Source organism: Pseudomonas sp. MWU13-2105, assembly GCF_023242315.1.
Classification (GTDB): Bacteria; Pseudomonadota; Gammaproteobacteria; order Pseudomonadales; family Pseudomonadaceae; genus Aquipseudomonas.
This window is the reverse complement of record NZ_JALLIY010000015.1, coordinates 105,311-132,083: the sequence shown is the minus strand read 5'-3', so window position 1 is coordinate 132,083 and position 26,773 is coordinate 105,311. Positions and strand designations below refer to the sequence as shown.

24 protein-coding genes are annotated in these 26,773 nt (G+C 61.0%); 14 read left to right on the top strand and 10 right to left on the bottom strand.

The features are described from left to right. The first annotated feature begins 16 nt into the window (after positions 1-16). From M5B96_RS22035 to M5B96_RS21995, 9 genes are all read left to right on the top strand, one after another. Positions 17-1,948: a type VI secretion system tip protein VgrG gene (locus M5B96_RS22035; RefSeq protein ID WP_248799122.1), complete on the top strand. Its 1,932-nt coding sequence runs from the start codon at positions 17-19 to the stop codon at positions 1,946-1,948. Positions 1,949-1,963: 15 nt separating this feature from the next. Then, a complete protein-coding gene (locus M5B96_RS22030) occupies positions 1,964-2,398 on the top strand; it encodes a DcrB-related protein (RefSeq protein ID WP_100939801.1) in 435 nt (144 codons plus the stop codon). A 12-nt stretch (positions 2,399-2,410) separates the two neighbouring features. Further along, the gene (locus tag M5B96_RS22025) at positions 2,411-6,844 is read left to right on the top strand and encodes an RHS repeat-associated core domain-containing protein (RefSeq protein WP_248799121.1); all 4,434 of its coding nucleotides are present in this window, start codon (positions 2,411-2,413) and stop codon (positions 6,842-6,844) included. Continuing rightward, on the top strand, positions 6,841-7,605 hold the full coding sequence (locus M5B96_RS22020; RefSeq protein ID WP_248799120.1) for a pentapeptide repeat-containing protein: 765 nt from the start codon (positions 6,841-6,843) through the stop codon (positions 7,603-7,605). Before M5B96_RS22025 ends, M5B96_RS22020 begins: the two co-directional genes overlap by 4 nt. Before the next feature lie 71 nt (positions 7,606-7,676). Next, entirely contained in the window at positions 7,677-7,796 is a 120-nt protein-coding gene (locus M5B96_RS22015) for an RHS domain-containing protein (protein ID WP_248799119.1), read from the top strand. 670 nt (positions 7,797-8,466) lie between these two features. Beyond that, a complete protein-coding gene (locus M5B96_RS22010; RefSeq protein ID WP_248799118.1) occupies positions 8,467-8,805 on the top strand; it encodes a hypothetical protein in 339 nt (112 codons plus the stop codon). Between the two features lie 199 nt (positions 8,806-9,004). Further along, on the top strand, positions 9,005-13,465 hold the full coding sequence (locus M5B96_RS22005; RefSeq protein ID WP_248799117.1) for an RHS repeat-associated core domain-containing protein: 4,461 nt from the start codon (positions 9,005-9,007) through the stop codon (positions 13,463-13,465). Positions 13,466-13,467: 2 nt separating this feature from the next. Then, the gene (locus tag M5B96_RS22000; protein WP_248799116.1) at positions 13,468-13,749 is read left to right on the top strand and encodes a hypothetical protein; all 282 of its coding nucleotides are present in this window, start codon (positions 13,468-13,470) and stop codon (positions 13,747-13,749) included. A 71-nt stretch (positions 13,750-13,820) separates the two neighbouring features. Next, on the top strand, positions 13,821-14,078 hold the full coding sequence (locus M5B96_RS21995) for a hypothetical protein (RefSeq protein ID WP_248799115.1): 258 nt from the start codon (positions 13,821-13,823) through the stop codon (positions 14,076-14,078). Between the two features lie 202 nt (positions 14,079-14,280). Here the strand turns inward: M5B96_RS21995 and M5B96_RS21990 are convergent, their stop codons facing one another. The 3 genes from M5B96_RS21990 to M5B96_RS21980 form a co-directional block, all read right to left on the bottom strand. After that, positions 14,281-14,556 (bottom strand): HU family DNA-binding protein, encoded by a 276-nt coding sequence (locus M5B96_RS21990; protein WP_040071769.1) that lies wholly within the window; start codon positions 14,554-14,556, stop codon positions 14,281-14,283. A 188-nt stretch (positions 14,557-14,744) separates the two neighbouring features. Continuing rightward, positions 14,745-15,893: an NAD(P)/FAD-dependent oxidoreductase gene (locus M5B96_RS21985; protein WP_248799114.1), complete on the bottom strand. Its 1,149-nt coding sequence runs from the start codon at positions 15,891-15,893 to the stop codon at positions 14,745-14,747. A gap of 43 nt (positions 15,894-15,936) precedes the next feature. Continuing rightward, positions 15,937-16,104, bottom strand: coding sequence for a rubredoxin (locus M5B96_RS21980; RefSeq protein WP_248799113.1), 168 nt, complete (start codon positions 16,102-16,104; stop codon positions 15,937-15,939). Between the two features lie 203 nt (positions 16,105-16,307). Between M5B96_RS21980 and M5B96_RS21975 the strand changes: the two genes are divergently transcribed. Next, positions 16,308-16,871 (top strand): chorismate--pyruvate lyase family protein, encoded by a 564-nt coding sequence (locus tag M5B96_RS21975; RefSeq protein ID WP_248799112.1) that lies wholly within the window; start codon positions 16,308-16,310, stop codon positions 16,869-16,871. Further along, complete coding sequence (gene ubiA, locus M5B96_RS21970) at positions 16,871-17,761, top strand: 4-hydroxybenzoate octaprenyltransferase (RefSeq protein ID WP_248799111.1); 891 nt, start codon at positions 16,871-16,873, stop codon at positions 17,759-17,761. The genes M5B96_RS21975 and ubiA overlap by 1 nt, the downstream gene beginning before the upstream one ends. 136 nt (positions 17,762-17,897) lie before the next feature. Here ubiA and M5B96_RS21965 read toward each other — a convergent pair whose 3' ends face one another. Further along, a complete protein-coding gene (locus M5B96_RS21965; RefSeq protein ID WP_248799110.1) occupies positions 17,898-18,275 on the bottom strand; it encodes a hypothetical protein in 378 nt (125 codons plus the stop codon). 154 nt (positions 18,276-18,429) lie between these two features. On the opposite strand from M5B96_RS21965, the gene phoB reads away from it, so the two are divergent. The 3 genes from phoB (at position 18,430) to M5B96_RS21950 (ending at position 22,029) form a co-directional block, all read left to right on the top strand. Continuing rightward, positions 18,430-19,119, top strand: coding sequence for a phosphate regulon transcriptional regulator PhoB (gene phoB / locus M5B96_RS21960; protein WP_003176964.1), 690 nt, complete (start codon positions 18,430-18,432; stop codon positions 19,117-19,119). Between the two features lie 107 nt (positions 19,120-19,226). Continuing rightward, positions 19,227-20,549 carry a phosphate regulon sensor histidine kinase PhoR gene (gene phoR, locus M5B96_RS21955; protein ID WP_248799109.1) on the top strand — a complete coding sequence of 441 codons (1,323 nt, stop codon included), beginning with the start codon at positions 19,227-19,229 and terminating at the stop codon, positions 20,547-20,549. Positions 20,550-20,685: 136 nt separating this feature from the next. Further along, the gene (locus M5B96_RS21950; protein ID WP_177104142.1) at positions 20,686-22,029 is read left to right on the top strand and encodes a hemolysin family protein; all 1,344 of its coding nucleotides are present in this window, start codon (positions 20,686-20,688) and stop codon (positions 22,027-22,029) included. A 97-nt stretch (positions 22,030-22,126) separates the two neighbouring features. Here M5B96_RS21950 and M5B96_RS21945 read toward each other — a convergent pair whose 3' ends face one another. The 6 genes from M5B96_RS21945 to pstB form a co-directional block, all read right to left on the bottom strand. Beyond that, the gene (locus M5B96_RS21945) at positions 22,127-23,020 is read right to left on the bottom strand and encodes a peptidoglycan DD-metalloendopeptidase family protein (protein WP_248799108.1); all 894 of its coding nucleotides are present in this window, start codon (positions 23,018-23,020) and stop codon (positions 22,127-22,129) included. A 64-nt stretch (positions 23,021-23,084) separates the two neighbouring features. Beyond that, the gene (locus M5B96_RS21940; RefSeq protein WP_248799107.1) at positions 23,085-23,390 is read right to left on the bottom strand and encodes a helix-turn-helix domain-containing protein; all 306 of its coding nucleotides are present in this window, start codon (positions 23,388-23,390) and stop codon (positions 23,085-23,087) included. Further along, positions 23,387-23,722 (bottom strand): type II toxin-antitoxin system RelE/ParE family toxin, encoded by a 336-nt coding sequence (locus M5B96_RS21935; protein ID WP_248799106.1) that lies wholly within the window; start codon positions 23,720-23,722, stop codon positions 23,387-23,389. Before M5B96_RS21935 ends, M5B96_RS21940 begins: the two co-directional genes overlap by 4 nt. Positions 23,723-23,969: 247 nt before the next feature. After that, positions 23,970-24,896 carry a response regulator gene (locus tag M5B96_RS21930; protein ID WP_248799105.1) on the bottom strand — a complete coding sequence of 309 codons (927 nt, stop codon included), beginning with the start codon at positions 24,894-24,896 and terminating at the stop codon, positions 23,970-23,972. A gap of 158 nt (positions 24,897-25,054) precedes the next feature. After that, positions 25,055-25,816, bottom strand: coding sequence for a phosphate signaling complex protein PhoU (gene phoU / locus M5B96_RS21925; RefSeq protein ID WP_121135576.1), 762 nt, complete (start codon positions 25,814-25,816; stop codon positions 25,055-25,057). Positions 25,817-25,930: 114 nt separating this feature from the next. Continuing rightward, positions 25,931-26,764, bottom strand: a complete 834-nt coding sequence (pstB, locus tag M5B96_RS21920) for a phosphate ABC transporter ATP-binding protein PstB (protein WP_248799104.1) — start codon at positions 26,762-26,764, stop codon at positions 25,931-25,933. Positions 26,765-26,773: the final 9 nt, after the last annotated feature.

Here is a 26,773-nt window from a genome sequence, read left to right as displayed (position 1 = left end):
TACCCAGAGATAACCCATGCTATTCACCCAAGCCACCCGCCTGGCCCAGATCAACAGCCCTCTCGGGCCGGATGTCCTGCTGCTCAAGGATTTCGGCGGCGGCGAGGAGCTGGGGCGGCTGTTCGACTACGAACTGCACCTGACCTCCAACGACGGCGCCCTGGACCTCAACCAGTTGCTGGGCAAGCCCATGAGCCTGTCGTTGCAGGTCCAGGGCGGCCTGCGCTACTTCCACGGCATCGTCGCGCGTTGCAGCCAGAACGTCAGCCAGGGCCAGTTCGCCAGCTACTCAGTCACCCTGCGGCCCTGGCTCTGGCTGCTGACCCGCACCTCCGACTGCCGGATCTTCCAGCACCAGAGCATCCCGCAGATCATCAAGCAGGTGTTCCGCGACCTCGGTTTCTCCGACTTCGAAGACGCCCTCAGCCAGCCCTATCGCGAATGGGAATACTGCGTCCAGTACCGCGAAAGCAGTTTCGACTTTGTCAGCCGGCTGATGGAACAGGAAGGCATCTACTACTACTTCCGCCATGAAAAGGACCGCCACGTGCTGGTCCTGGCCGACGCCTACGGCGCCCATCACAGCGCCCCGGGCTACGAGTCGCTGCCCTACTACCCGCCGGACGGCCAGCATCGCGAGCGCGACCACCTCAACGGCTGGCACCTGGCCCAGGAAGTCCAGCCCGGCTCCCTGGAGCTCAACGACTACGACTTCCAGCGCCCCAGCGCGCGGATCGACGTGCGTTCGGCCATGCCACGGCCGCACACCGCCGGCGACTATCCGCTGTACGACTACCCCGGCACCTACGTGCAGAGCCAGGACGGCGAGCATTACGCACGTACCCGTATCGAAGCGATCCAGAGCCTGCATGAACGCGTCGAGCTCAACGGCAACGCCCGTGGCCTGGGCTCGGGGCATCTATTCAGCCTCACCGGCTTCGGTCGCCAGGACCAGAACCGCGAATACCTGATCGTCGGCGCGCGTTACTACATCGCCCAGGAAAGCCTGGAATCCGGCGCGACGGGGGCCGGCGCGCAGTTCGAAAGCAGCCTGAGTTGCATCGACGCGCAACAGAGCTTCCGCCCGTTGGCGAACACCGCGCGGCCCACCGTCAAAGGGCCGCAGACCGCCGTGGTGGTGGGCCCGGCCGGCGAGGAAATCTGGACCGACCAATTCGGCCGGGTCAAGGTGCACTTCCACTGGGACCGCCACGACCAGTCCAACGAAAACAGCTCCTGCTGGATTCGCGTGTCGCAGGCCTGGGCCGGCAAGAACTGGGGTTCGATGCAGATTCCGCGGATCGGCCAGGAAGTCATCGTCAGCTTCCTCGAAGGCGACCCCGACCGGCCGATCATCACCGGCCGGGTCTACAACGCCGAACAGACGGTGCCCTACGACCTGCCCGCGAATGCCACCCAGAGTGGTATGAAAAGCCGGTCGAGCAAGGGCGGCACGCCGGCCAACTTCAACGAAATCCGCATGGAAGACAAGAAAGGCGCCGAGCAGCTGTACATCCATGCCGAGCGCAACCAGGACATCGTGGTCGAGGTTGACGAGAGTCACTCGGTGGGCCACGACCGTAACAAAAGCATCGGCCACGACGAGACGGTGACCATCGGTTCGGTGCGCCTGCGCGCGGTCAAGGACGACGACATCCTGGTGGTTGGCCGCAAGAAGACCGACAGCATCAGCCAGAGCTACGTCATCGAGGTCGGCGAAAACCTGCGCCTGGTCTGCGGTGAAAGCGTGCTGGAGTTGAATGCCAGCGGCCAGATCAACCTCAGCGGCGTGCAGATCAGCTTCCATGCCTCGGGCGATGCCGAGTTCAACACCGGCGGCACCCTGCACCTGAACAACGGCGGCGGCCCCGGCGCGTCACCCGAAGGCCAAGGCGTCAAAGGCAGCATCGACGCCAGCGTCGAGGCGATGTTCCCCAAGCCCAAATAACGAGATCCGCGAACCATGACCTACCGCCTCAATGAATTCCAGTTCGCCCTGCCCGAGAGCGAACTGCTCGATGCCTCGATCAATATCCTCAAGTTCCCGGAGCTGGGCACTTCGCTGATCGTCAGCCGCAGCCAGCTGGCCGAGGGCGAAACCCTGCAAAGCAACTTCGACGCCCAGCTCAAGCGCCTGGAACAGCAGGTCCAGGAACTGCGCTACCAGCCGGGCCAGGCCGTCCGCCTGGGGGCCGATCAGTCGGTGGACGGCATCGAGCTGCGCAGCCAGTTCAGCAAGGGCGCGGAGAAGGTCTTCCAGTACCAGCTCGCGCTGGTACTGCCGGGCACCCGCAAGATGCTCGCCCTGAGCTACGTCAAGGCCGACAAGCTGGGGGATGCCGAAGCGGCGCATTGGGCGACGATCAAGCAATCGCTGCAGTTCGACCGGGTGGTGTGACGAGCGCCATGCATGTCTGACGCACTGTGGGCCGCCCGGCTGGGCGATGGACTGTCCCATACCTCGATGATGGCCGATATCCTAGGCGGCGTGCTGGAGGTGGCGGCCAATGTCGCCATCGGCGCACTGGCGACGGCTGCCGTAGTTGCCGCGACCGGGATCACGGTCGCAACCGGCGGGCTTGGGGCCTGTGTGCTCGGCGCGGTGGTCGGGGTCATTGTCGGCGTGGCGATGAGCAAGACCGGCGCCGACAAGGGCCTGAGCAAGATGTGCGAGGACATCGGCAACGGCCTCTTTCCGCCCACGGTGCAGGCGACGATTCTCAGCGGCTCCACCGACACCCTGATCAACTCGATTCCAGCAGCCCGCGCCGCCGGTGCGGTGCCGTCCCATGTCGCCCCGGCGGGTACGCCCGAGAGCGAAGAAGCAGCACCCGCTGAAGGTGACAAGGCCGAGGAACCGGGCTTCCTCGATATGGCCAAGGGCTTTTTCTCGCAGATGTGGCGGCCCACGGTGGCGACTCCAGCCCCCGGCGCCGTGCCCAAGCCGCTGGACCTGGTGACCTGCATGAAGCATCCGCCGATGCCGCCGCAGTTTCTTGCCGAAGGGTCGGAAAAGGTCAGCATCAACGGGCAACCCGCCGTGCGCAGTGGAGACCGCAGCACCTGCGATGCCACCGTGGTTTCGGCTGGGCTGATCTCGCCCAATGTCACCATCGGCGGCGGTTCGGTGGTGGTACGCGAGATCCGTAGCGGCAAGACACCCGGCGTCGGGTTGGCGATTACCGCGCTGCTGATGCTCAAGGGCAGCAAGGGCAAGTTCCTCAGCAATCTGCCATGCATGCTGCTGGCCGGGGTCAATTCCTTCGTCACCAGCCAGGCCATCGGCGCGCTGACCAATGCCATCGCTGGCTCGCCGAACCCGGTGCATGCCGCGACCGGCGCCAAGGTGCTGGGCGGTCAAGATGAGCTGGACTTTGTTCTACCTGACGTCCTGCCCATCGACTGGCAGCGCTTCTACAACAGCCGCGATGAGCGGCGCGACACATTGCTCGGTACAGGCTGGAGCCTGCCTTATGAAATCGGTGTGAGCATCGAGGCGCACCCTGAAGGCGGCGAGCGGCTGATCTATACCGACGAACAGGCACGGCGTATCGACATGGGGTCGATCCCCTTGGGCGGTGCGGTGTTCAGTCCGGGGGAAGGACTGGCCGTGCGGCGCAACGGTAATGGACAACTGCTGATCGAGAGCGACGACGGTTTGTATCGCCTGTTCGAACCGACCCTGGCCGATCCTTCGACCTTGCGCCTGAGCCAGTTGGGCGACCGCAATGACAACCGGATCTACCTCGATTACGACGAGTCGGGGCGGCTGGTTCGGCTGCGCGATACCTTCGATATGGTGCAAGTGGCGCTGATCTACAGCGCTCAATGGCCTCGGCGTGTCGGCCAGATCGAACGCCTGTACCTCGATCAGCAGCGCGAAGTGCTGGTCAGCTACGACTACGACAGCAGCGGCGATCTGGCCGCAGTGCGCGACAACCTTGGTCAAGTGCAACGGCGCTTTGCCTACGACAACGGGCGGCGGATGGTCGAACACCAGTTGCCCACCGGACTGCGCTGTTTCTATCAGTGGGCGCTGATCGAGAACCTTGAGTGGCGGGTAGTACGGCACTGGACTGATGACGGCGATGAGTATTTATTCGACTACGACCTGAGCAGCGGCACCACCCGTATCACCGACGGCTTGAGGCGCGTGAGTCGCCGCCGTTGGAACCCGCAGCAGCAGATTACCGAATACACCGACAACCTCGGCCACACCTGGCACTTCGAGTGGAACGACGAGCGCCAGTTGCTCGGCGCCACCGATCCCCAGGGCGGGCAGCACCAGTTCAGTTACGACGACGCGGGCAATCTCAGCGCCAGCGTCGATCCGCTGGGGCGCAGCGAGTCGACCTTGTGGCTGGAGCACTGGTCGTTGCCGCTGGTGGAGACCGACGCGGCGGGCAACAGCTGGCAATACCGCTACGACCCGCGCGGCAACTGCACCCACGAGACCGATCCACTGGGGCAAGTCACCCAATACCGCTTCGATACCCAGGGCCAGGTGGTCGAGATCATCGACGCCACGGGTAAAAGCAAAACCTTGCAGTGGAACGACCTCGGCCAGCTGATTCGTCATGTGGACTGCTCGGGATCGCCGACCACCTTCAGCTACGACCGGCGCGGTCATCTGCAGCTGGTCACCGATGCGCTCGGCGAACGCGTGACCTATCAGCACGATGCCCAGGGCCGCCTGTTGCAGAGCCAGTTGCCGGACGGTCGCGTCGAACAATACCTGCGCGACGGCAGCGGCCAGCTCACGGGGTATGTCGACCCAGCCGGGCACAGCACCGGCTATCAGTACGACCGGCGCGGCCAGGTGCGCCAGCGCATCGATGCCCATGGCCGGCAGGTGCAATTCGGCTACGACGCCTATGGGCGTTTGCAGACGCTGACCAATGAAAACGGTGAGAGCTATCGCTTTGCCTGGGATGCCGGCGACCGTCTTACCGAACAACGCGATCTCGACGGCAGCGCCCGTTGTTATGCCTATGACATGCTGGATAATGCGACTCGCGTGGAATACGTTCCGGCACCGTTTGGCAATGGACTGGCGCTGGTGCCGACGAAGCCGGTGGCGCCCATCGTTCATCAGTTGGAGCGCGATGGGGTGGGTCGGCTGATCGCCAAGGTCACCGACGATGGGCGTACCGAGTATGCCTACAATCCGCTGGATCAGCTCACCGCCATCACCTTTACCGACAATGATGGTAACGAACAAAAGCTCGGCTTTGCCTATGACGCCCTCGGCCAGTTGCTGGAAGAACAGAGCGCGGCGGGTAGCCTGCTGCATCATTACGATGAACTGGGCAATCTGCTCCAGACGCAGTTGCCGGATGGGCGTTGGCTCAACCGGCTGTATTACGGCAGCGGGCATCTGCACCAGATCAACCTGGACGGCCGGGTTATCAGCGACTTCGAGCGTGACCGCCTGCACCGCGAGGTATCGCGCACCCAGGGTCAGCTCAGCACCCACAGTGAGTACGACCGTGTTGGACGCCTGCGCTCGCGTTTGCGCCGCCCGTCCAACCAACCGCCGGTACTGCCGGCACCCGCGCAAAAGTATTTCGACTACGACCCCAGCGACAACCTGATCGGCCGCCTCGACCGCCAGCCACGCGGCGACCAACGCCAGTTACTGCATTACGACGCCACGGGTCGGATCATCGCCAGCCAGGACAGCGTCCAGGGCCAAAGCGAAACCTTCACCTACGACGCCGCCGCCAACCTGCTGGACGGCCCGCAAGCGGGTGCTGGGTTGGTGGTGCACAACAAGCTGCTGACCTATCAGGACAAGCGTTATCGCTACGATGGGTTTGGGCGAATGATCGAGAAGCGCAGCGGCAGTCATCGGGTGCAGCGCTTTGCCTATGATGCCGAACACCGCTTGATCGAGGTGCGCAACCAGGACGGTGCGCGGGAAACGCTTGTGCGCATGAGCTACGATGCGTTGGGGCGACGTATCGGCAAGATCGAGCACGACAACCATGGCTATCCGTTGGGCGAAACGCGCTTTACCTGGGATAGACTGCGTTTGTTGCAGGAGCATCGCAATAGCCAGACCAGCCTGTATCTGTATACCGATGACGGCTATGAACCGCTGGCTCGGGTAGATGGCAGTGGTGCATTGCAGAAGGTCCGTTATTACCACAACGACCTGAGCGGCCTGCCCGAGCAACTGACCGAAGCCGATGGCGCCACGGTGTGGCAGGCCCGCTATCGGGTCTGGGGCAATATCCTTGAAGAGATACGCGAACCGTATTACATCGAGGAACAGAACCTGCGGTTCCAGGGTCAGTACCTGGACCGGGAGACCGGGCTGCACTACAACACGTTCCGGTTCTATGATCCGGATGTGGGGCGGTTTACCACGCCAGATCCGATTGGATTGGCGGGAGGGTTAAACCTCTACCAATATGCGCCGAACCCGTTTGGGTGGCTGGATCCATGGGGATGGGCCCCATGCAGTACTACAACCAAAAAACTTCAGGCTCATGCTAATGCAGCTAAAAAAGCCGTGTACCGCAACCCGCAGCGCTCATTGACGATGAAACAAAGGGCGGCGGTAAAGCGAGCCTACGATAGAGGTGACTTAGGTCAGGCACACTCCCGCTACCGTCGCTATGTCGGCCAGCGGATCGATGCCGAGTTCAAACGCCGAGTGCTGGCTGATCCATCGCTTGCGCACTTGAATGTATCGAAATCAGGTCAACGTCTACCGGATGTGTATGATCCAAAAAGCAAAGCCTGGTGGGATCTGACAACCAAGGCAGACTGGGCCAGAGGCACACATCAGCGGCGCTATGGCGACTGGGGAAATGGTTATGAAGGAGTGACATGGTGAGTAACCGTATTGAGTCTAAAACATTATCGGGTCTTGAACAGGATGGTTTGGTTCTCTCTGAGAAGACGCTTTTCAAAAGCGAGTCAATTCAGGCATGTAAACTGAAAAACTCAAAACTTTCCTATCCAATTTTCGATGGCTGCCTTCTGGAAAACTGCGTATTCGAGAGCAGTAATTTTTCCAACTCTCGCTTCTTCAATATGACCATGCTGAACCTGTGCGACTTCAAAAACGTCGACTTTCGCAGCACGGGGCTGAATGACAGCGTATTCAATGGCTGCACTTTCATAAAATGTGACTTCCGTCAAACAGCTTTCAACGATTGCACATTTAATAATTGCACATTTGATAATTGCAAAATCATTGATAATACATTCAATGCAAAAAAAATCCAAAATTGCAAATTAGTTGGAAAGCTACAAGAAGTAAATTTTACCTCAGAACAACCGAATACCCTGCTGAAGGTCGACTTTGGGGAATGCAAACTAGAATATGTAACTTTTAAAAATTGTAACCTTGAAGAAGTCGTTCCACCGACTGACACTCAACACATTTACTTCAGAGATTTGTCGGAACGGGCAAAAAAAGCACTTTCCTATATGGAGACACAGCCTGACAGCTCAATCAATACACTATTAAAACGGCGCCTGAAAAGTTTCTCGACTCAACGGGGAGGTATTTTCAACACTAAAAATCTTGAGACCATCGAGGGGCCGGAATATTCAAAGCTGCTTATCTCCCTTTTGACAGACCCGAAATAATCATTCAACGCACAAGATTCGAAAAAATACTCCGTGTGCCAAATACGAAAATGCCTACAAAAAATTATATATTGCTTGCGTCGCTGACATGTGTCGATGGCAGCGGTGAGTCGCAGAAGGTCCATTACTACCACAACGACCTGAGCGGCCTGCCCGAGCAACTGACGGAAGCGGACGGTGCCACGGTGTAACAGGCCCGCTATCGAGTCTGAGGCAATACCCTTGAGGAGATACGCGAACCGTACTATATCGCGGAATAGACCCTGCAGTTCCAGGGTCAGAACCTGGACCGGAAGACTGGGGAGCACTACAGCATTTGCCGGGGCAAGGTTGGATTAATCCTGTCGGTAACGCATTGCCAAACGCAACGAGATAGAATTCTGATGAGCAAATATTTATTGACACTCGAAATCGCCTCCCCTACGGAGCGCCTCCAAGTTCACAGCATTCGAGAGGCTGCCGTACTCTATGTTTACCTCCTTGCTACCAAGTGCAAGCTGCCTGCCGGCGGCATTGCCAAGATAATTCTTCAGCAAGCGCCAGTCGAAGCAGAGCAAACGCTCATGGATGTTTGCACTTACTCTCATCCATTCACCCACCTCGATAACCTACCTGAGGATGCTGCGGGTGGCGGCAGGCGTTGCAGCTCTGATGGCAACCCAACGGGTCTATAAGGTCGTTTGTATCGACAAGGAAAGTGGTGATGCCTTGTGGGTAAAAGATCGAATGCTAGAGAAAAATTAACCCTCGCATAAAAACTCGGCCAGTCGTCGCTCACTCGCACCCGCCAAAAGCACCATCCCCAGCGTGGTCTATCCTTCAGGCGTCACTAGAGCCGGACCTCGACACAGGAGACAGCGAATGGATGCACGAGAAAGAGCGTTGATGCGGGCCAGCGTGGCTTTGGGGTTGCTGATCAGCACCCTGAAGAAGCACGATCTGGGAGCCCCCCTTTCCCTGGACGATCCACATTTCAAGGAGCTGATTACCCACCTGCGGGACAATTTGCTGGAAGCTCAGGCGGACGAGAGCGTTTCCAGTGTCATGGTGTCGATCAACAAGGCTTTCACCGATGGCGTGCGGCTCAATGCCCGCAGCGTGGGGAGCTTGTTGACGGCGCTGAAGAAGGTCGATGGGCTGCTCATCGAGGCCGGCGAGAGACACGCACCGTTGCAGCTGCTTCAGGTGAACGCAGGCTGAAATGCAGCCCTTGTAGGAGCCGGCAAGCCGGCTCCTACAAAAGCGGGTGCAGCGTTTGTGAGAACGTACACCCGCTATTTGCTCGACAACTGTGATCCACCCCCACAATCACAGTAGGAATAATTTCCCGCCAACATCAGATCATTCATACTCCGCACCGCTCTTGACCTGATGATGGACCACTTGTCGATGACCTTTCATGTCTGACCCGCTCTGGGCGGCCCGCCTGGGTGACGCGTTATCCCATACCTCGATGCTGGCCGATATTCTCGGCGGCGTGCTCGAAGTCGCGGCCAACGTGGCAATCACCGCGCTGGCCACCGCCGCCGTGGTCGCCGCTACCGGGATCACCGTCGCCACCGGTGGGCTTGGGGCCTGTGTGCTCGGTGCCGTGGTCGGGGTCATTGTCGGCGTGGCGATGAGCAAGACCGGCACCGACAAGGGCCTGAGCAAGCTGTGCGAGGGCATCGGCAACGCGCTCTTCCCGCCCACGGTACAGGCCACCATCCTCAGCGGCTCCAGCAACACCCTGATCAACTCGATTCCAGCAGCCCGCGCCGCCGGCGCCGTGCCGTCCCATGTCGAAGCGGCCGGTACGCCGGACAGCGAGCCACCTCAGGAAGCCAGCTACCTGGATATCGCCAAGGGTTTCTTTGCCCAGATGTGGCGCCCTACGGTGGCGACGCCCGCCCCCGGTGCCGTGCCCAAACCGCTGGACCTGTTGACCTGCACCAAGCATCCACCGATGCCGCCGCAGTTTCTCGCCGAAGGTTCGAAAAAGGTCAGCATCAACGGCCAACCCGCCGTGCGCAGCGGCGACCGCAGCACCTGTGATGCCACCGTCGTATCGTCTGGACTGATCTCCCCCAATGTCACCATCGGCGGCGGCTCGGTGGTGGTACGCGAGATCCGCAGCGGCAAGACTCCCGGCGTCGGCCTGGCCATCACCGCATTGATGATGCTCAAGGGCAGCAAGGGCAAGTTCCTCAGCAACCTGCCGTGCATGCTGCTGGCCGGGGTCAATTCCTTCGTCACCAGCCAGGCCATCGGCGCGCTGACCAATGCCATCGCCGGTTCGCCGAATCCGGTACACGCCGCCACCGGCGCCAAGGTCCTGGGTGGCCTGGATGACCTGGATTTCGCCCTGCCGGGGCTGCTGCCTCTGGAGTGGCAAAGGTTCTACAACAGCCATGACGAGCGCCGCAATGGGCTGTTCGGTGCGGGCTGGAGCGTACCGTATGAAGTTTGTGTCGAGATAACTTCTCACCCCGAAGGGGGCGAGCAACTGATCTATATCGACGAGCAGGCCCGCCGCATCGACATGGGCTCGATTGCACTCGGCAGCGCGGTGTTCAGTCCGGGTGAAGGCCTGAGCGTCCGGCGCCATGGCAATGGCCAATTGCTGATCGAGAGCGACGAAGGCCTTTACCGACTGTTCGAACCGGATCCATGCGAGCCTGGCCGTCTGCGCCTGAGTCAATTGGGTGACCGCAACGACAACCGCCTCTTCCTCGACTATGACGAATCAGGACGTCTTGAGCGGCTACGCGATACCTTCGACCTGGTGCAGGTGGAATTGAGCTACGCGCCGCAATGGCCACGCCGGATCAGCCGGATCGAACGAATCCACCTCGACCAGTCCCGCGAATTGCTGGTGCATTACGACTACGATGCGCAGGGCGATCTGGCGCAAGTCCGCGATACCAGCGGGCACGTACAGCGGAGTTTCGCCTACGATGCCGACCGGCGTCTGAGCGAACATCGTCTGCCCGTCGGCCTGCGCTGTTTTTACCAGTGGGCCAGGGTCCAGCAGCGGGAATGGCGCGTCATCCGACACTGGACCGACGATGGCGATGACTATCGCTTCGACTACGATCTGGACGCTGGTATCACCCGTGTCACCGACGGTCTGGGGCGAGTCAGCACCCGCCACTGGAACCCACAGCACCAGATTACCCGCTACACCGACGCGCTGGGTCATACGTGGTCCTTCGACTGGAACGATGAACGCCAGTTGCTCGGGGCGACCGACCCCTTGGGCGGACAGTACCAGTTCAGTTACGACGAAGCCGGCAACCTCAGTGAAACCGTCGATCCACTGGGGCGCAGCGAATCGACCGTGTGGCTGGAACACTGGGCGCTGCCGCGAGTGGAGACCGATAGCGCCGGCAACAGTTGGCACTACCATTATGATCCGCGTGGAAATTGCATACGGGAAGTTGACCCGTTGGGGCAAGTCACGCGCTATCGTCACGATGCCCACGGCCAGACGGTGGAAATCATCGACCCTGCCGGCAAGAGCAAGAAACTGCGCTGGAACAGTTTCGGTCAGGTGGTCGAGCACATCGACTGCACAGGCCATCCCACGCGGCTGAACTATGACGCTCGCGGTTTGCTCGACACCGTCACCGATGCCCTCGGTGAACGTACCCAGTATCGGTACGATGCCCAGGGCCGCTTGCTCGGCAGCCAGTGGCCGGACGGACGTACCGATCATTATCAGCGCAATGCCGAGGGACAGGTGAGTGGCTATACCGATCCTGAAGGGCACACCACGCACTACCGCTATGACCGACGCGGCCAGGTGTGCCAGCGGATCGACGCGCAGGGACGGCAGATCGAATTCAGCTACGACCAGTACGGCCGTTTGCTGGCCCTGACCAACGAGAACGCTGAGCGCTACCAATTTACCTGGGATTCCAGCAATCGCCTGACCGAGCAACGGGATCTGGACGGCAGCTCCCGCCGCTTCGATTACGATGCATTGAACCAAGTCAGCGTCGTGCAGTTCATACCCGCGCCTGGCGGCAAACCAGCATCAGTACCGGCGCCCCTCGTGAGGCCTGTTATCCATCGGCTCGAGCGTGATGCCTGTGGGCGCCTGATCGCCAAGGTCACCGATGACGGGCGCACCGAGTATAGCTATGACCCACTGGACCAACTGAGTGCCGCCACCTTTACCGATAACCACGGTAACGAACAAACACTCGGTTTCGCCTATGATGCCCTCGGCCAATTGCTGGAAGAACGGAGCGCGGCGGGCTGCCTGCAGCATCATTATGACGAGCTGGGCAATCTGATCCAGACGCAGCTACCCGATGGCCGATGGCTCAATCGGCTGTACTACGGCAGCGGCCATCTGCACCAGATCAACCTCGACGGGCAGCTCATCAGCGACTTCGAGCGCGACAGTCTGCACCGCGAAGTGCTACGTACTCAGGGCTGGCTCAGTACCCGCAGCGAGTACGACCGTAGTGGGCGCCTGCGCGCAAGGTCGCGCCGTCCAACCGGACAGCCCACACAACTACCGGCATCGGTGCAACAACATTTCGACTACGACCTCAGTGACAACCTGATCGGCCGGATCGACCGGCAACCCGGTGGCGAGCACCGCCAGTTATTGCATTACGATGCCACGGGCCGGATCGTTGCAAGCCAGGACAACGTCCAGGGCTTGCGCGAAACTTTCGCCTACGACGCCGCCGCCAACCTGCTGGACAGCCCGCCGACCGGGACCGGTCGAGTGGCGCACAACACACTGCTGAGCTACCAGGACAAGCGATATCGCTATGATGCCTTCGGGCGGATGATCGAGAAACGCAGCGCTGGCCATCGGATACAGCGTTTTACCTATGACGCCGAGCATCGTTTGACAGAGGTGCGCAACCAGGAGGGCACGCGAGAAACCTTGGTGCGCATGCGCTACGACCCGTTGGGACGGCGTATCGGCAAAACCGAACATGATCGCAACGGTAACCTGCTCGGTGAAACTCACTTCACCTGGGATGGACTCCGACTGCTCCAGGAGCACAAGAACAACCAGGGCAGCCTTTACCTCTACGCGGACGACAGTTATGAGCCGCTGGCGCGGGTGGATGGACATGGCGCGCACCAACAGGTGCGCTACTACCAGAATGATCCCAGCGGCTTGCCACGGCAACTGACCGAAGCCGATGGCACGATGGTGTGGCAGGCACGCTACCGGGTCTGGGGCGCCACCGTCGAAGAAGTGCGCGAACCCTATTACATCGAAGAGCAGAACCTGCGCTTTCAGGGCCAGTACCTGGACCGTGAAACCGGGCTGCACTACAACACCTTCCGCTTCTACGACCCGGATATAGGACGCTTCACCACACCGGATCCCATGGGCCTGGCCGGTGGCCTCAATGCCTACCAGTATGCCCCCAACCCGCAAGGCTGGAGCGACCCGCTGGGGCTGATGAAATGCGGTACACCGCCGCCCGGCCGAAAGGTCAAACGCACCGTGTATCGTTTCGAGGAACCCAGCCGGGTCAGCACCACCTGGACGGCCCACAAGTGGAACGTTGCGGCGACCCACCGCTACACCAATGCCGGACTAGGCGGCGTCTACGGGGCCAACTCGCGCAAGACCGCCATGGCGGAAGTTACCCACTGGAAAGTCGACCTGTCGACACGAATACTGGTGAGCAAGAAAGTCCAACTCGACAATGTACTGGACCTGACCAACGCCAAGGTCCGCAATCAGTTGGGCGTGTCACTCAAAGACATTACCGGCTCCAAATACGACGTGACCCATCAGGTGGGCAGTTGGGCCAAGGCCAGCGGCTATGATGGAATACTGGCCCCTTCTGCCCGAAATCCCACCGGGTCTAACCTTATTGCCTTCGATGGGTTCTAGTCATGGAACAATTGGAAAACGATTATCCCGGCGATGCCAGCTGGCAAGCGCTGGTCACCCTCTACGAGGAGGACTATCTCGACGACCAGGCACGGCAGTTGGCCTCCGCCATGGACGGACATCTGGACATGGCCGTAATCCTCTATGGCAAGAGAGGTCTCAAGGAAAGCTTGTGGTGGCTCGAGCAATCTGTCCCGGCACTGGATAACCTGACGCCCACGCAATGCCTGGGCGACCCGATCCTGATTCGGCGCCTGCGCACGGCGCTGATGCGCATGCCCTGAATCGCCGGCATGAAAAATGGACAACCGATCGCCCCAGCCTTGCCTCTACACGGACCGGGAGTGCCCTGGTAATGCCGTTGACCGTTTTATTGACCGCCCTGGACAGGCTGATCGCGCAGTTGCGCAAAAGCCGCAACGAGTCCGTACCGTTTTTTATCGACAAGGCCGTTGAACTCAGCGCCGCTGGCGACGTTCGCGAGGCCCTGGAACGGCTCTCGACCTGCCGGGCCATGGCGCAATACGGCAACTTTTCCGATACCGAGGAAAGCCGGCTAGAAGCGGTGGTCGATGCGGCAACCGCTTGCTTAGCCGCCCTGCCGCCCTCCTGATACCACCATCGCCGCGACGCGGCGTCCCGACAAACCGGCGCTCACAAAGACTGGGCACGACGATATTCTGATGGCGGAACACGTCCCTGATGTGGGAGCGGAGCTTGCGACAGCACCGCCAGAATGAAAAATGGGCACCCGATCCAATCGGCGTGCCCATTTTTTACAGCCCTCCCGTTGCTCCGGGAGTGATACCTGACGCTTACGGGTTGACGCTATCTTTGAGCGACTTGCCCGGTTTGAACGCGACGGTATTGCTGGCCTTGATCTTCACCGGCTCGCCGGTTTGCGGGTTCTTGCCGGTACGGGCACCGCGATGACGCTGCAGGAAGGTGCCGAAACCCACCAGGGTGACGCTGTCTTTGCGGTGCAGCGCGCCAGTGATTTCTTCAAGGACGGCGTTGAGCACGCGGCTGGCCTGTTCTTTCGTGAGGTCCGCTTTTTCAGCAATTGCAGCGGCGAGTTCTGGTTTACGCATAATGAAGCCTCTTTGACGGTTTTTTGTTGTTATGTCCGTGCTGTTCTTCCAGAACAGCGCCCAAAGCGCCGCAGGCTCTACTCTGCGGCAGACGGGAGTGAGGATGGCACGAGGCAAGGCCCCGCGCCAGTCTCGTTACGACCTTTGTAGGGGCAAGAACCGGGTGTTTACGACAGAAGGACCGGTATTTACGCCAGCAACGGCGGAAGTTCCTTGTTCAAGGCCAGTTTTTCCATCACCGCGACGCCAGTCAGGGCATAGCCCAGTAGCCGACCGCTGGTGTCACGGCACAAGGCCTTGATATCGGCGCCCTGTCCTTCGACCGTCCACACCCCCTCGCTACCACGCGGCGGCGGCGACACCACCAGCGGGCACACCGGGGTTTTCACCGTGATCGGCATGGCACCGTAGCTCACCGCGGTAGCATTGCCGGCCAGTGTCTGGGCCAGCGCCCGGGCGCAGCTCATCAGCGGCATGACATACAACAGGTTCAGGCCATCGACCTCGGCGCAGTCGCCCAGGGCATAGATATTGGCGTGGGAGGTTTTCAGGTGACGGTCGACCACCACCCCGCGATTGACCTGCAAGCCGGCCGCCGCCGCCAGGTCGATGCGCGGGCGCAGGCCGATGGCCGAGACCACCACGTCGCAGGCCACGGTAGCACCATCCGACAGGTGCGCCTCCAGGTGCTCGCCGCTGCGTTGCAGGCGGGTCAGCACCGGGCCCAGGTGAAAACGCGCACCGAGGCTTTCCAGGCCGGCTTGCACAGCGGCGGCCGCCGCCGGGTGCAGCAGCGTCGGCATGACCTGTTCGCACGGCGCGACCAGTTCCACCTGGTAACCGCCGAGGATCAGGTCATTGGCGAACTCACAGCCGATCAACCCGGCGCCCAGCAGCAGGACGCGCTGCTTGCCCGCCGCCGCCGCGCGAAAGCGCGCGTAGTCTTCCAGGTCATTGATCGGAAAAATCGCCTCGGGCGCGTCGCCTTCCACCGGCACCCGCACGGTTTCCGCGCCCCAGGCCAGGATCAGGTCGCGGTAGCCCAGCGCTTCCTCGCCGATCCACAGGCGCTTGTGCCCCGGGTCGATGCCGCTGATGCGGGTATGGGTACGGATCTCGGCCTTGAGCTGTTCGGCCATGGCCCCGGGCTCGGCCATGCTCAGGCCGTCGGCGTCCTTGTTCTTGCCAAAGCCGGTGGACAGCATGGGCTTGGAGTAGGAACGCCCGTCGTCGGCGGTGATCAGCAGCAGCGGGGTTTCACTGTCGAGCTTGCGAAACTCCCGGGCCAGGTTGTAACCGGCAAGCCCGGTACCGACGATCACGACAGGTGCGCTCATTCCTTTCTCCAGCTCCGTTTCTATTGGTTTAAAAATTGATCAATCAGCCGATTTCGATCATTTCGAAATCCATCTTGCCGACGCCACAGTCCGGGCACAGCCAGTCAGCCGGGACGTCTTCCCATTTGGTCCCGGGGGCGATGCCATCATCCGGCCAACCGTCTTTTTCGTCGTAGATCAGCCCGCAAACCACACATTGCCACTTCTTCATCTCGTTACTTCCTCGGATCCCAGGCGTTTGACGGCACGGACAGTCGATGGGTACAGCGTTGCCGCCCGGCTCAGGGCGTTTTGTACTGATCGAAGCCCGCCGATGCAAGCACGATCGACAGTGCTGATAAGCCGAGCGCTCTAAATGGCCGGACCGCCTGTGATAAGCTCGGCGCCTCACTGGCTGCCAATCAACTGCCCATCGTGCCGCACAACGCCCCCGTTCCAGCGTCTCCCGCCTGGCTCACGCAGAGCCGGTTGAGCCTCCCGCCAGACGCACAAACCCTCGACTGGTTATTTGACGAAGGTTCCCTCACCCGTCGCCTGACAGCACTTTCCGATAATTCTTTCAGCGTCACACCGCTGTTCGAAGGCTGGCAAGCACTACGCGACGACGAGTGCGCCGCGCTGGAGTTGCCAGGTGAAAGCCTGGGTTGGGTGCGCGAAGTGTATTTGCGCGGTCATGACCAGCCCTGGGTGTTCGCCCGTAGCGTCGCGGCGCAGAGCGCCTTGCGCGAAGGCGGCCTGAATATGGACGAGTTGGGCAGCCGCTCGCTGGGCGAACTGCTGTTCTGCGATGAAGCGTTCGAGCGCCAGGCCATCGAGGTCTGTCATTACCCGCCCCCCTGGCTGCCGCCGGAGCACCGCGCCGATGACCTCTGGGGCCGCCGCTCACGCTTCAATCGCGGGCCGCTGAGCCTGCTGGTGGCGGAGATTTTCCTGCCGAGCCTGTGGCACGCCGTCAGTGCCTGTGCGGAGAACTGCTGATGTACCTGAACCTGCTCAAATCCATGAATCGCCTGCATCCACGGGCCTGGGACTTTCTCCAGCTGACCCGCATGGACAAGCCCATCGGCATTTACCTGCTGTTGTGGCCGACCCTGAGCGCCTTGTGGATCGCGGCCAAGGGCGTGCCGTCACTGGGCAACCTGCTGATCTTCACCCTCGGCGTGGTCCTGACCCGTGCCGGTGGCTGTGCGATCAATGACTTTGCCGACCGCAAGGTCGACGGTCACGTCAAACGCACCGAACAAAGGCCCCTGGCGGCCGGGCGGATCAGCGGCAAGGAAGCCCTGGCGGTGTTCGCCCTGCTGATGGGGATCAGTTTCCTGTTGGTGCTCTGTACCAACGCAACCACGGTGTGGTTGTCCTTCGGTGCCCTGGCGGTAGCGGCCTGCTACCCGTTCATGAAGCGCTATACCTATTACCCGCAGGTGGTGCTGGGCGCGGCGTATTCCTGGGGCATCCTGATGGCCTTCACCGCCGAGACCGGCAGCCTGCCGGCCACGGCCTGGTTGCTGTATATCGCCAACCTGATGTGGACGGTGGCATTCGATACCTATTACGCCATGACCGACCGTGAGGACGACCTGAAGATCGGCGTGAAATCCACCGCCATCCTGTTCGGCGAGGCCGATCGGGTGATTATCCTGACCTTGCAGGGCCTGATGCTCGGCTGCCTGCTACTGGCCGGGGCACGGTTCGAGTTGGGGGGCTGGTTTCATATCGGGCTTTTGGCCGCGGCGCTGTGCTTTGTCTGGGAATTCTGGGTCACCCGGAGCAAGGACCCGCAGCTCTGCTTCAAGATGTTCCTGCACAACCACTGGGCGGGATTGGCGATTTTCCTCGGAGTGGTGCTGGATTACGCGGTGCGCTGAGCCCTGCTCGCCAACCAGGCACGCGTTCCAGAGAACACAACGGAACCTCTAGGAGCCTGGCTTGCCAGCGAAGCTTTTAGCTGTCTCAAGGACCTCTTCGCGGGCAAGCCCTGCTCCTACAAGGGACGGCAGTGGATCAGTGCTTGACCATGTGCCACATGCCGCCTTTGCCGTCACCCATTGCATCTCCAGGCTTGACGTCCATCTTGAAGTTGTACATCGGCTTGCCGTCATGCGCCCACTGCATCGAGCCGTCGTCGCGCTTGACGACCGTCCACTTGCCCTCGGCCTTGGCGTCCGCAGGAGCCATCATCGGCGGCCAGTTCTTGGCGCAATCGCCATTGCACATGGATTTGCCGTTGGCATCCTTATCAAAGGTGTACAACGTCATACCCTTGCCATCGACCATCTTGCCGTCTTTCATCATGGCCGGTTCGGCCGCGAAAACCAGGGTCGGCAGCGTTAACGCCGCCGCTACCATCAAGGCTTTCAACGAAAACGAAGAGTAAGTCATGAGAACCTTCCTTTTGTGGTTGTAGGATTCGAACTCCCAGCGTAGCCCATGAATATGACCATTGCGGCTTGCTGTAAAAAGCTGTCACATGACTGCAATAATTTCGTTATCTAATGCGGCGCAAGACAGTTAAATGACAAGAGGGTGAAGGGATATGGTTGGCAGGAGCATTCTGATCGTCGACGACGAAGCGCCCATCCGCGAGATGATCGCCGTGGCGTTGGAAATGGCCGGCTATGACTGCCTGGAAGCGGAAAACTCCCAGCAGGCCCATGCGATCATCGTCGATCGCAAACCCGACCTGATCCTGCTCGACTGGATGCTCCCCGGCACCTCGGGCATCGAGCTGGCCCGGCGCCTCAAGCGCGACGAGCTGACCGGCGACATCCCGATCATCATGCTCACCGCCAAGGGCGAAGAGGACAACAAGATCCAGGGTCTTGAAGTCGGCGCCGATGACTACATCACCAAACCGTTCTCCCCACGGGAACTGGTGGCGCGCCTCAAGGCGGTGCTGCGCCGGGCCGGTCCGACCGACGGCGAAGCGCCCATCGAAGTCGGCGGCCTGCTGCTCGACCCCATCAGCCACCGGGTGACCATCGACGGCAAGCCTGCTGAAATGGGCCCCACCGAATACCGCCTGTTGCAGTTCTTCATGACCCACCAGGAACGCGCCTACACCCGCGGCCAGTTGCTGGACCAGGTCTGGGGCGGCAATGTCTATGTCGAGGAGCGCACTGTCGACGTGCATATCCGCCGCCTGCGCAAAGCCTTGGGCGATGCCTACGAGAATCTGGTACAAACCGTGCGCGGCACCGGCTATCGTTTCTCCACCAAGGGTTGAGAACGGCTGCAAACGACCCGCAACACATCGGTAACCGAGCCGCTGCAAACTTGCAGCGTTGAAGCTCGCCGCTCGGAACGGCTTCGCCTCCAAGGACGCATGTTGAAGTGAATCAAAACTGGCATGGCACCCTGATCCGCCATCTGTTGTTGCTGGTCACCGGCTGCCTGGTGGCCGGCCTGGCCAGCGGCTATTACGGCTGGAGCCTGGCCGTGGGCCTGGGGCTTTACCTGGGCTGGACCCTCAAGCAACTGCTGCGCCTGCACCAATGGCTGCGCCAGCACAAACCCGAAGAAGCACCGCCGGACGGCTATGGCCTGTGGGGCGATGTATTCGACAGCATCTACCACCTGCAACGTCGCGACCAGCGCGTGCGCGGGCGCCTGCAAGCGGTGATCGACCGGGTCCAGGAGTCCACCGCGGCCCTCAAGGACGCGGTGATCATGCTCGACAGCGACGGCAACCTGGAATGGTGGAACCGCGCCGCCGAAACCCTGCTGGGCCTCAAGACCCCCCAGGACAGCGGCCAGCCGGTGACCAACCTGGTGCGTCATCCGCGCTTCAAGGAATACTTCGAGCAGGAAAGTTACGCCGAGCCGCTGGAAATCCCCTCGCCGACCAATGATCGGATGCGTATCCAGCTCTACATCACCCGCTACGGCAACAACGAGCACCTGATGCTGGTGCGCGATGTCACTCGCATCCATCAGCTGGAACAGATGCGCAAGGACTTCGTCGCCAACGTCTCCCATGAGCTGCGCACACCGCTGACGGTGATCTCCGGCTACCTGGAGACCCTGCTCGACAACGTCGAAGAGGTGAATCCGCGCTGGGTCCGCGCCCTGCAGCAGATGCAGCAGCAAGGCAGCCGCATGCAGACCCTGCTCAACGACCTGCTGTTGCTGGCCAAGCTGGAAGCCACCGACTACCCCTCGGACAACCAGCCGGTGCGCATCGACACCCTATTGCAGTCGATCAAGAACGACGCCCAGGCCCTGTCCGGGCAACGCAACCAGAGCATCACCCTGGAAGCCGACGGAGCCATTCGCCTCAAGGGCAGCGAGGCGGAACTGCGCAGCGCGTTCTCCAACCTGGTGTTCAATGCCGTCAAATACACCCCGGCCGAGGGCAATATCCGCATTCGCTGGTGGGGTGACGAGCATGGCGCGCACCTGAGCGTGCAGGACTCGGGCATCGGCATCGACAACAAGCACCTGCCACGCCTCACCGAACGTTTCTACCGGGTCGACTCCAGCCGCAACTCCAACACCGGCGGCACCGGCCTGGGCCTGGCGATCGTCAAGCACGTACTGCTGCGCCATCGCGCGCGCCTGGAAATCAGCAGCGTCCTGGGCCACGGCAGCACCTTTACCTGCCATTTCGCCCCGGTCCAGGTGACGCGCTCAAGCACCAACAACCAGCCCGCCTAGTGCCTTGCCGGGACAGCGTCGAGCCGGGCCACTAGGCAACAGGCACATCTGCCGCTACATTGGATCACTTATGCCTGCCTTTCAGGCACCTGAACACCTACTTCAAATTGAAATACGGAACCCGTAAAACCCCATCATGGACCCTTCCCCTAGTAGCTTGACCCTCGCTTCGCTCTTCGCCGATTTCGGCATGATTCTTTTCGCTCTGATCCTGGTATTGCTCAACGGTTTCTTCGTTGCGGCCGAATTCGCCATGGTCAAGCTGCGCTCGACCCGGGTCGAGGCCATTGCCCACCAGAACGGCTGGCGCGGGCAGATCCTGCGCACCGTGCACAGCCAGCTGGACGCTTATCTGTCCGCCTGTCAGCTGGGTATCACCCTCGCCTCCCTGGGCCTGGGGTGGGTCGGTGAGCCGGCCTTCGCCCACTTGATGGAGCCGCTGCTCAGCGCCGTCGGGGTGAACTCCGCCGAAGTGGTCAAGGGCGTGTCGTTCTTTACCGCCTTCTTCATCATTTCCTACCTGCACATCGTGGTCGGTGAACTGGCGCCCAAGTCCTGGGCGATTCGCAAGCCCGAATTGCTCTCGCTGTGGACGGCGGTGCCGCTGTACCTGTTCTACTGGGCGATGTACCCGGCCATCTACCTGCTCAACGCCAGCGCCAACGCCATTCTGCGGATCGCCGGCCAGGGCGAGCCCGGCCCGCATCACGAGCACCATTACAGCCGTGAAGAACTCAAGCTGATCCTGCACTCCAGCCGTGGCCAGGACCCCAGCGACCAGGGCATGCGCGTGCTGGCGTCGGCGGTGGAAATGGGCGAGCTGGAAGTGGTCGACTGGGCCAACTCCCGCGAAGACCTGGTGACCCTGGACTGCAATGCGCCGCTCAAGGAAATCCTTGCGCTGTTCCGTCGCCACAAGTTCAGCCGTTATCCAGTGTATGACGCCGAGCGCAACGTGTTCGTCGGCCTGCTGCACATCAAGGACCTGCTGCTGGAGCTGGCGGCCCTGGACCATATTCCCGAGTCGTTCAACCTCGCCGAGTTGACCCGGCCACTGGAACGGGTGTCGCGGCATATGCCGTTGTCGCGCCTGCTGGAGCAGTTCCGCCAGGGTGGCTCGCACTTCGCCCTGGTGGAAGAAGCCGACGGCAAGGTGATCGGCTACCTGACCATGGAAGACGTGCTGGAAGTACTGGTCGGCGATATCCAGGACGAACACCGCAAGACCGAACGCGGCATCCTCGCCTATCAGCCGGGCAAGTTGCTGGTGCGTGGCGATACTCCGTTGTTCAAGGTCGAACGCCTGCTGGGCATCGACCTGGACCACATCGAGGCCGAAACCCTCGCAGGGCTGGTCTATGACTCGCTGAAGCGGGTGCCGGAAGAGGAAGAGGTGCTGGAAGTCGAAGGCCTGCGCATCATCATCAAGAAGATGAAAGGGCCGAAGATCATCCTGGCCAAGGTCCTCAAGCTCGACTGACAGGGGATTGTGGCGAGGGAACTTGCCCCGATGCCATTTGAAGCCGAGCGCGGTCCTGTGGCGAGCGGGCTTGTCGGAACGCCACAATCGCCAGTCATCACTTGCCCCTCAGGGCAAAATTCGGCAGCACTTCCAGCGACTGGCTGAACTGATAGGGAATCGACACCAGCCCCATCCCGGTATTGCGCTGCACCACGAAGTGCAGGTGCGGCCCGGTGCTGTTGCCAGTATTGCCCGACAGCGCCAGCGGGCTGCCCACTTCCACCCGCTGGCCCTCGCGCACGCTCACCGAGCCCTGTTTGAGGTGCAGGTACACGCCCATGGTGCCGTCGTCGTGCAGCACCCGCACGAAGTTGCCCGAAGGGTTCTTGCCACCGCCGCTCTGCTCGTTCTCGGTCTTGATCACCACCCCGCCCCGCGCCGCGACAATCGGCGTGCCCACCGGCATGGCAATGTCCATCGCGTACCGGCTCTTGGCGCCGAAGTGGCTGTACTGTCCATTCGGTCCCTGGGTCAGGCGAAACGGCCCGCCGCGCCAGGGAAACGGATAACGATAGCCCTGGGCCTGCCCTGAAGGGTCGCCAAGGAAGTATTGGAACCTGGGGACGTAGCGCATCGGCTCGCCGGCCTGGAGCGGCGTGAGCAGCGCCAGGCGCTGGTTGCTGCGAGCCGGCAGGACCTTGCGGATCGACTGCGGGGCACCGCTGACATTCCTCAGGGCACCGAAACCGAGTTCGATCTGCACCGGCGCATACAGGTCATTGCGCACGTAGACTTCATCACCGCCCTTCTGCTTGCGGATATCCAGGCGCACCTGGCGCTCCAGGTGCTCGACCATCCGATCACGAAACACAAATACCTGGGCACCGGGCGCCGGGCGGTCACTGTAGGAGACCACCCCATTGGCGTCGATGTACTTGTAGATCGTCATGGCCGCGGCCGAGGTGGCGACCATCAACAGACCACAGGAAAGCAGCAGGCGCAGGAACATAAGCGAGAGTCGCCGAATAAAACATGGCGACCAGACTAGCAGGTGGCCAGGGCATTTGTGTGAATCACGCCAGCCGGATGGCCCCGGGGCCAAAGCACAAATCGACGTCCAACTGGGCCGGCGCCGACAGGTTCACCAGCGCATCCAGGGAAAACTTGTCGATCTTGCCGTTCAGCAGGTCATTCAACCGAGGTTGGGTGATCCCCAGGCGCTTGGCTGCGTCCTTCTGCGACAGCTCCCAGGCGTTCACCCGGCTGATCAGCTCCATCATCAGCTTGGAGCGCAGGCGCATGTTGGCCGCCTCCCGAGGGGTGTCCTCAAGGGCATCCCAGACAGAGGCGAAACGTTCGGTCTTGATCAGGTCGGTCATAGTGTTGCTCCTATCTCCTGCAGTCTGGCTCGCGCCAGTTCGATATCCCGGGTTTGCGTCTTCTGGGTGGTCTTCCTGAAGGCGTGAAGGACATACAGGGCATCGGCCCGGTTGGCCATGTAAAACACCCGAAATGCTCCACTTTCTTCACTCACCCTGATCTCATAGACACCCTTGCCTACCGTCTTCATAGGCTTCCAATCGCAGGGCGCTTCACCCTGCTGCAGAAGGTCCAGTTGAAAACCGACCGCCCTGCGCGCATCCAGCGGGAACGCCTTGAGATCCCTGAGTGAACTCCCAACAAACACCACATCCTTGTTGTGCCTTGCCATCGACTTCTCCTGTTGCTGACAGGAAAAGCCTAATCAATGGATGGGAGTTCCATCGGGCGAGGTTGTTTCAAGGCTTGGCTGCGAGGCCGCCACTCACACGGCTTTTATGCAGCTTATATCGAAACAGATATAAAACAATCCGAGCGGGAGGATTCGGACGAAAGGCGCTCCAAAGACAGGAAGTCGTTACAAGAGGAAGGTCAGGCAACGGCGCGATGGGCAAGGCCACCACGCCGTCAGGTGGGCATCAAGCCCCGGGAACGAAGTGCTTCTGGGCGGTGCCACGGGCGATCAGGCGGGAGATGTAGTCCAGCTTCTGGGCGTCCTGGTCGACAAAGCGGAAGGTCAGTTGCAACCATTCACTGTCCGGCTTCGGTTCATGGGCGACGATCGCATGCAGATAGCCATTCAGGCGGGCGATCTCGGCGTTGTCGCCTTGCTCCAGGTCCAGCACCGCGTTTTCCAGGACCTGCGGCAGAACCTCGGTGCGACGCACCACCAACAAGGCCTCCTTGATGCTTAGCGCCTTGATCACGCACTGCTGGGTGCCGCTGGACAGGCGCAACTGGCCCTGGCCGCGACCGCCCGAGGCAGCCGCGCCTGCCGGCGAGGCGGCGGTGCTCGGACGCACCGGCGGGCTGTTGAGCAGGCCTTTGGACGGTGCCGCCGCAGGGGCTTGCGCAGCCGCCGGACTGACCACTTCAGCCCGGCCGCCGGTCAAGGCGCTCAGGGAATCGTTGCCAAAAGCCGAATTCGCCCTGGTCGGCGCACTGTTCATCAAGGTGTCGAGCTTGCCGACCTTGTGCAACGCCTGCTTGACCTTGGTCAGCAGCTGTTCGTTGGTAAATGGCTTGCTCACATAACCGGAAACACCGGCCTGGATCGCCTGAACCACGTTTTCCTTGTCGCCACGGCTGGTCACCATGACGAACGGCATGCTCTTCAGGTTGTCCTGCTGGCGGCACCAGGTCAGCAACTCCAGACCGGACATTTCCGGCATTTCCCAGTCGCACAGCACCAGGTCGAACGCTTCGCGAGCCAGTATCGCCTGGGCCTTGCGACCGTTGACAGCGTCTTCGATCCGGACGCCCGGGAAGTAGTTGCGCAGGCATTTTTTCACCAGATCGCGGATGAACGACGCGTCATCCACCACCAACACACTGACTTTACTCATTGACCATTCCTCTGAAAATCCCGGCTAGCATACTGACTAATGGCTATTTGCCAACAGCGATTGGTCACACCGGGACTTTTCGTTCGCGGGTGCGCGTAAATTCATGCGCCACAAACAAAAACGCCCGACCTTAGGCCGGGCGTTTCTCTCGGGCAATCTTACTTATCGTCAGCTTCACCGGGAACATTAGCAGTTTCGGACAAGGTGCCCTCAACTTCCTGGCGCATGCGCTTGAGTCCCATGTGCCGGACATCGGTGCCGCGCACCAGATAGATCACCAGTTCGGAGATGTTGCGTGCGTGATCGCCGATCCGCTCCAGGGAACGCAGTACCCAGATGATGCTCAGCACCCGCGTGATCGAGCGCGGATCTTCCATCATGTAGGTCGCCAGCTCGCGCAGGGCGGTCTTGTACTCGCGGTCGATGATCTTGTCGTATTGCGCAACCGACAGTGCCAGCTCGGCGTCGAAGCGAGCAAAGGCGTCCAGCGAGTCACGGACCATGTTACGCACCTGGTCGCCGATGTGCCGCACCTCGACATAACCACGCGGCGCCTCGCCTTCCTCGCACAGCTGGATGGCGCGACGGGCGATCTTGGTCGCTTCGTCACCGATGCGCTCCAGGTCGATCACCGACTTGGAGATGCTGATGATCAGGCGCAGGTCTGAGGCCGCTGGCTGGCGACGGGCCAGAATGCGCAGGCACTCCTCGTCGATGTTGCGCTCCATCTGGTTGATCTGGTCGTCGATTTCGCGCACTTGCTGGGCCAGGCCCGAATCGGCTTCGATCAACGCGGTCACCGCATCGTTGACCTGTTTCTCGACCAAGCCGCCCATGGCCAGGAGGTGGCTGCGTACTTCTTCCAGCTCCGCGTTGAACTGCGCGGAAATGTGATGGGTAAGACCGTCTTTATCAATCATTGTTTCGCTCCGCGAAAGCTGCAAGCTTCAAGCTGTAAGCTTCAAGCCGAATTATTAATATGCTCAGGCTGTCCGTGCTTGCCGCTTGTCGCTGACGACTTGCAGCTCTCTCACCTAGCCATAACGACCGGTGATGTAGTCTTCGGTCTGTTTCTTCGCCGGGTTGGTGAACAGCGTGTCGGTGTCACCGAACTCCACCAGCTTGCCCATGTACATGAATGCGGTGTAGTCGGAAACCCGCGCCGCCTGTTGCATGTTGTGGGTGACGATGACAATAGTGAACTTTGATTTCAGCTCGTAGATCAGTTCTTCGACCTTGAGGGTCGAGATCGGGTCGAGTGCCGAGCAGGGTTCATCGAGCAGCAACACTTCCGGTTCGACCGCGATGGTCCGGGCAATCACCAGACGCTGTTGCTGACCACCGGACAGGCCCAGGGCCGAGTCATGCAGGCGATCCTTGACCTCTTCCCACAACGCCGCGCCCTTGAGGGCCCATTCCACGGCCTCATCGAGGATACGCTTCTTGTTGATGCCCTGGATACGCAGGCCGTAGACCACGTTTTCGTAGATGGTCTTGGGGAACGGGTTGGGCTTCTGGAACACCATGCCGACCTTGCGACGCAGCTCGGCGACGTCCTCGCCCTTGCGGTAGATGTTGTTGCCGTAGAGGTTGATTTCACCGTCCACGCGGCAACCGTCCACCAGGTCGTTCATGCGGTTGAAGGTGCGCAGCAACGTCGACTTGCCGCAACCGGACGGGCCGATGAAGGCCGTCACACGCTGCTTGGGGATATTCATGCTGACGTCGTACAGCGCCTGCTTCTCGCCGTAGTACAGGCTCAATTTCGGGACTTCGATGGCGACGGTCTCGCTCGCCAGGTCCAGGCTCTGCTTGCTACGGCCCAGGGCGGACATGTTGATGCCATGGGTTTGGGTTTCATGCTGCATGGGGTAACT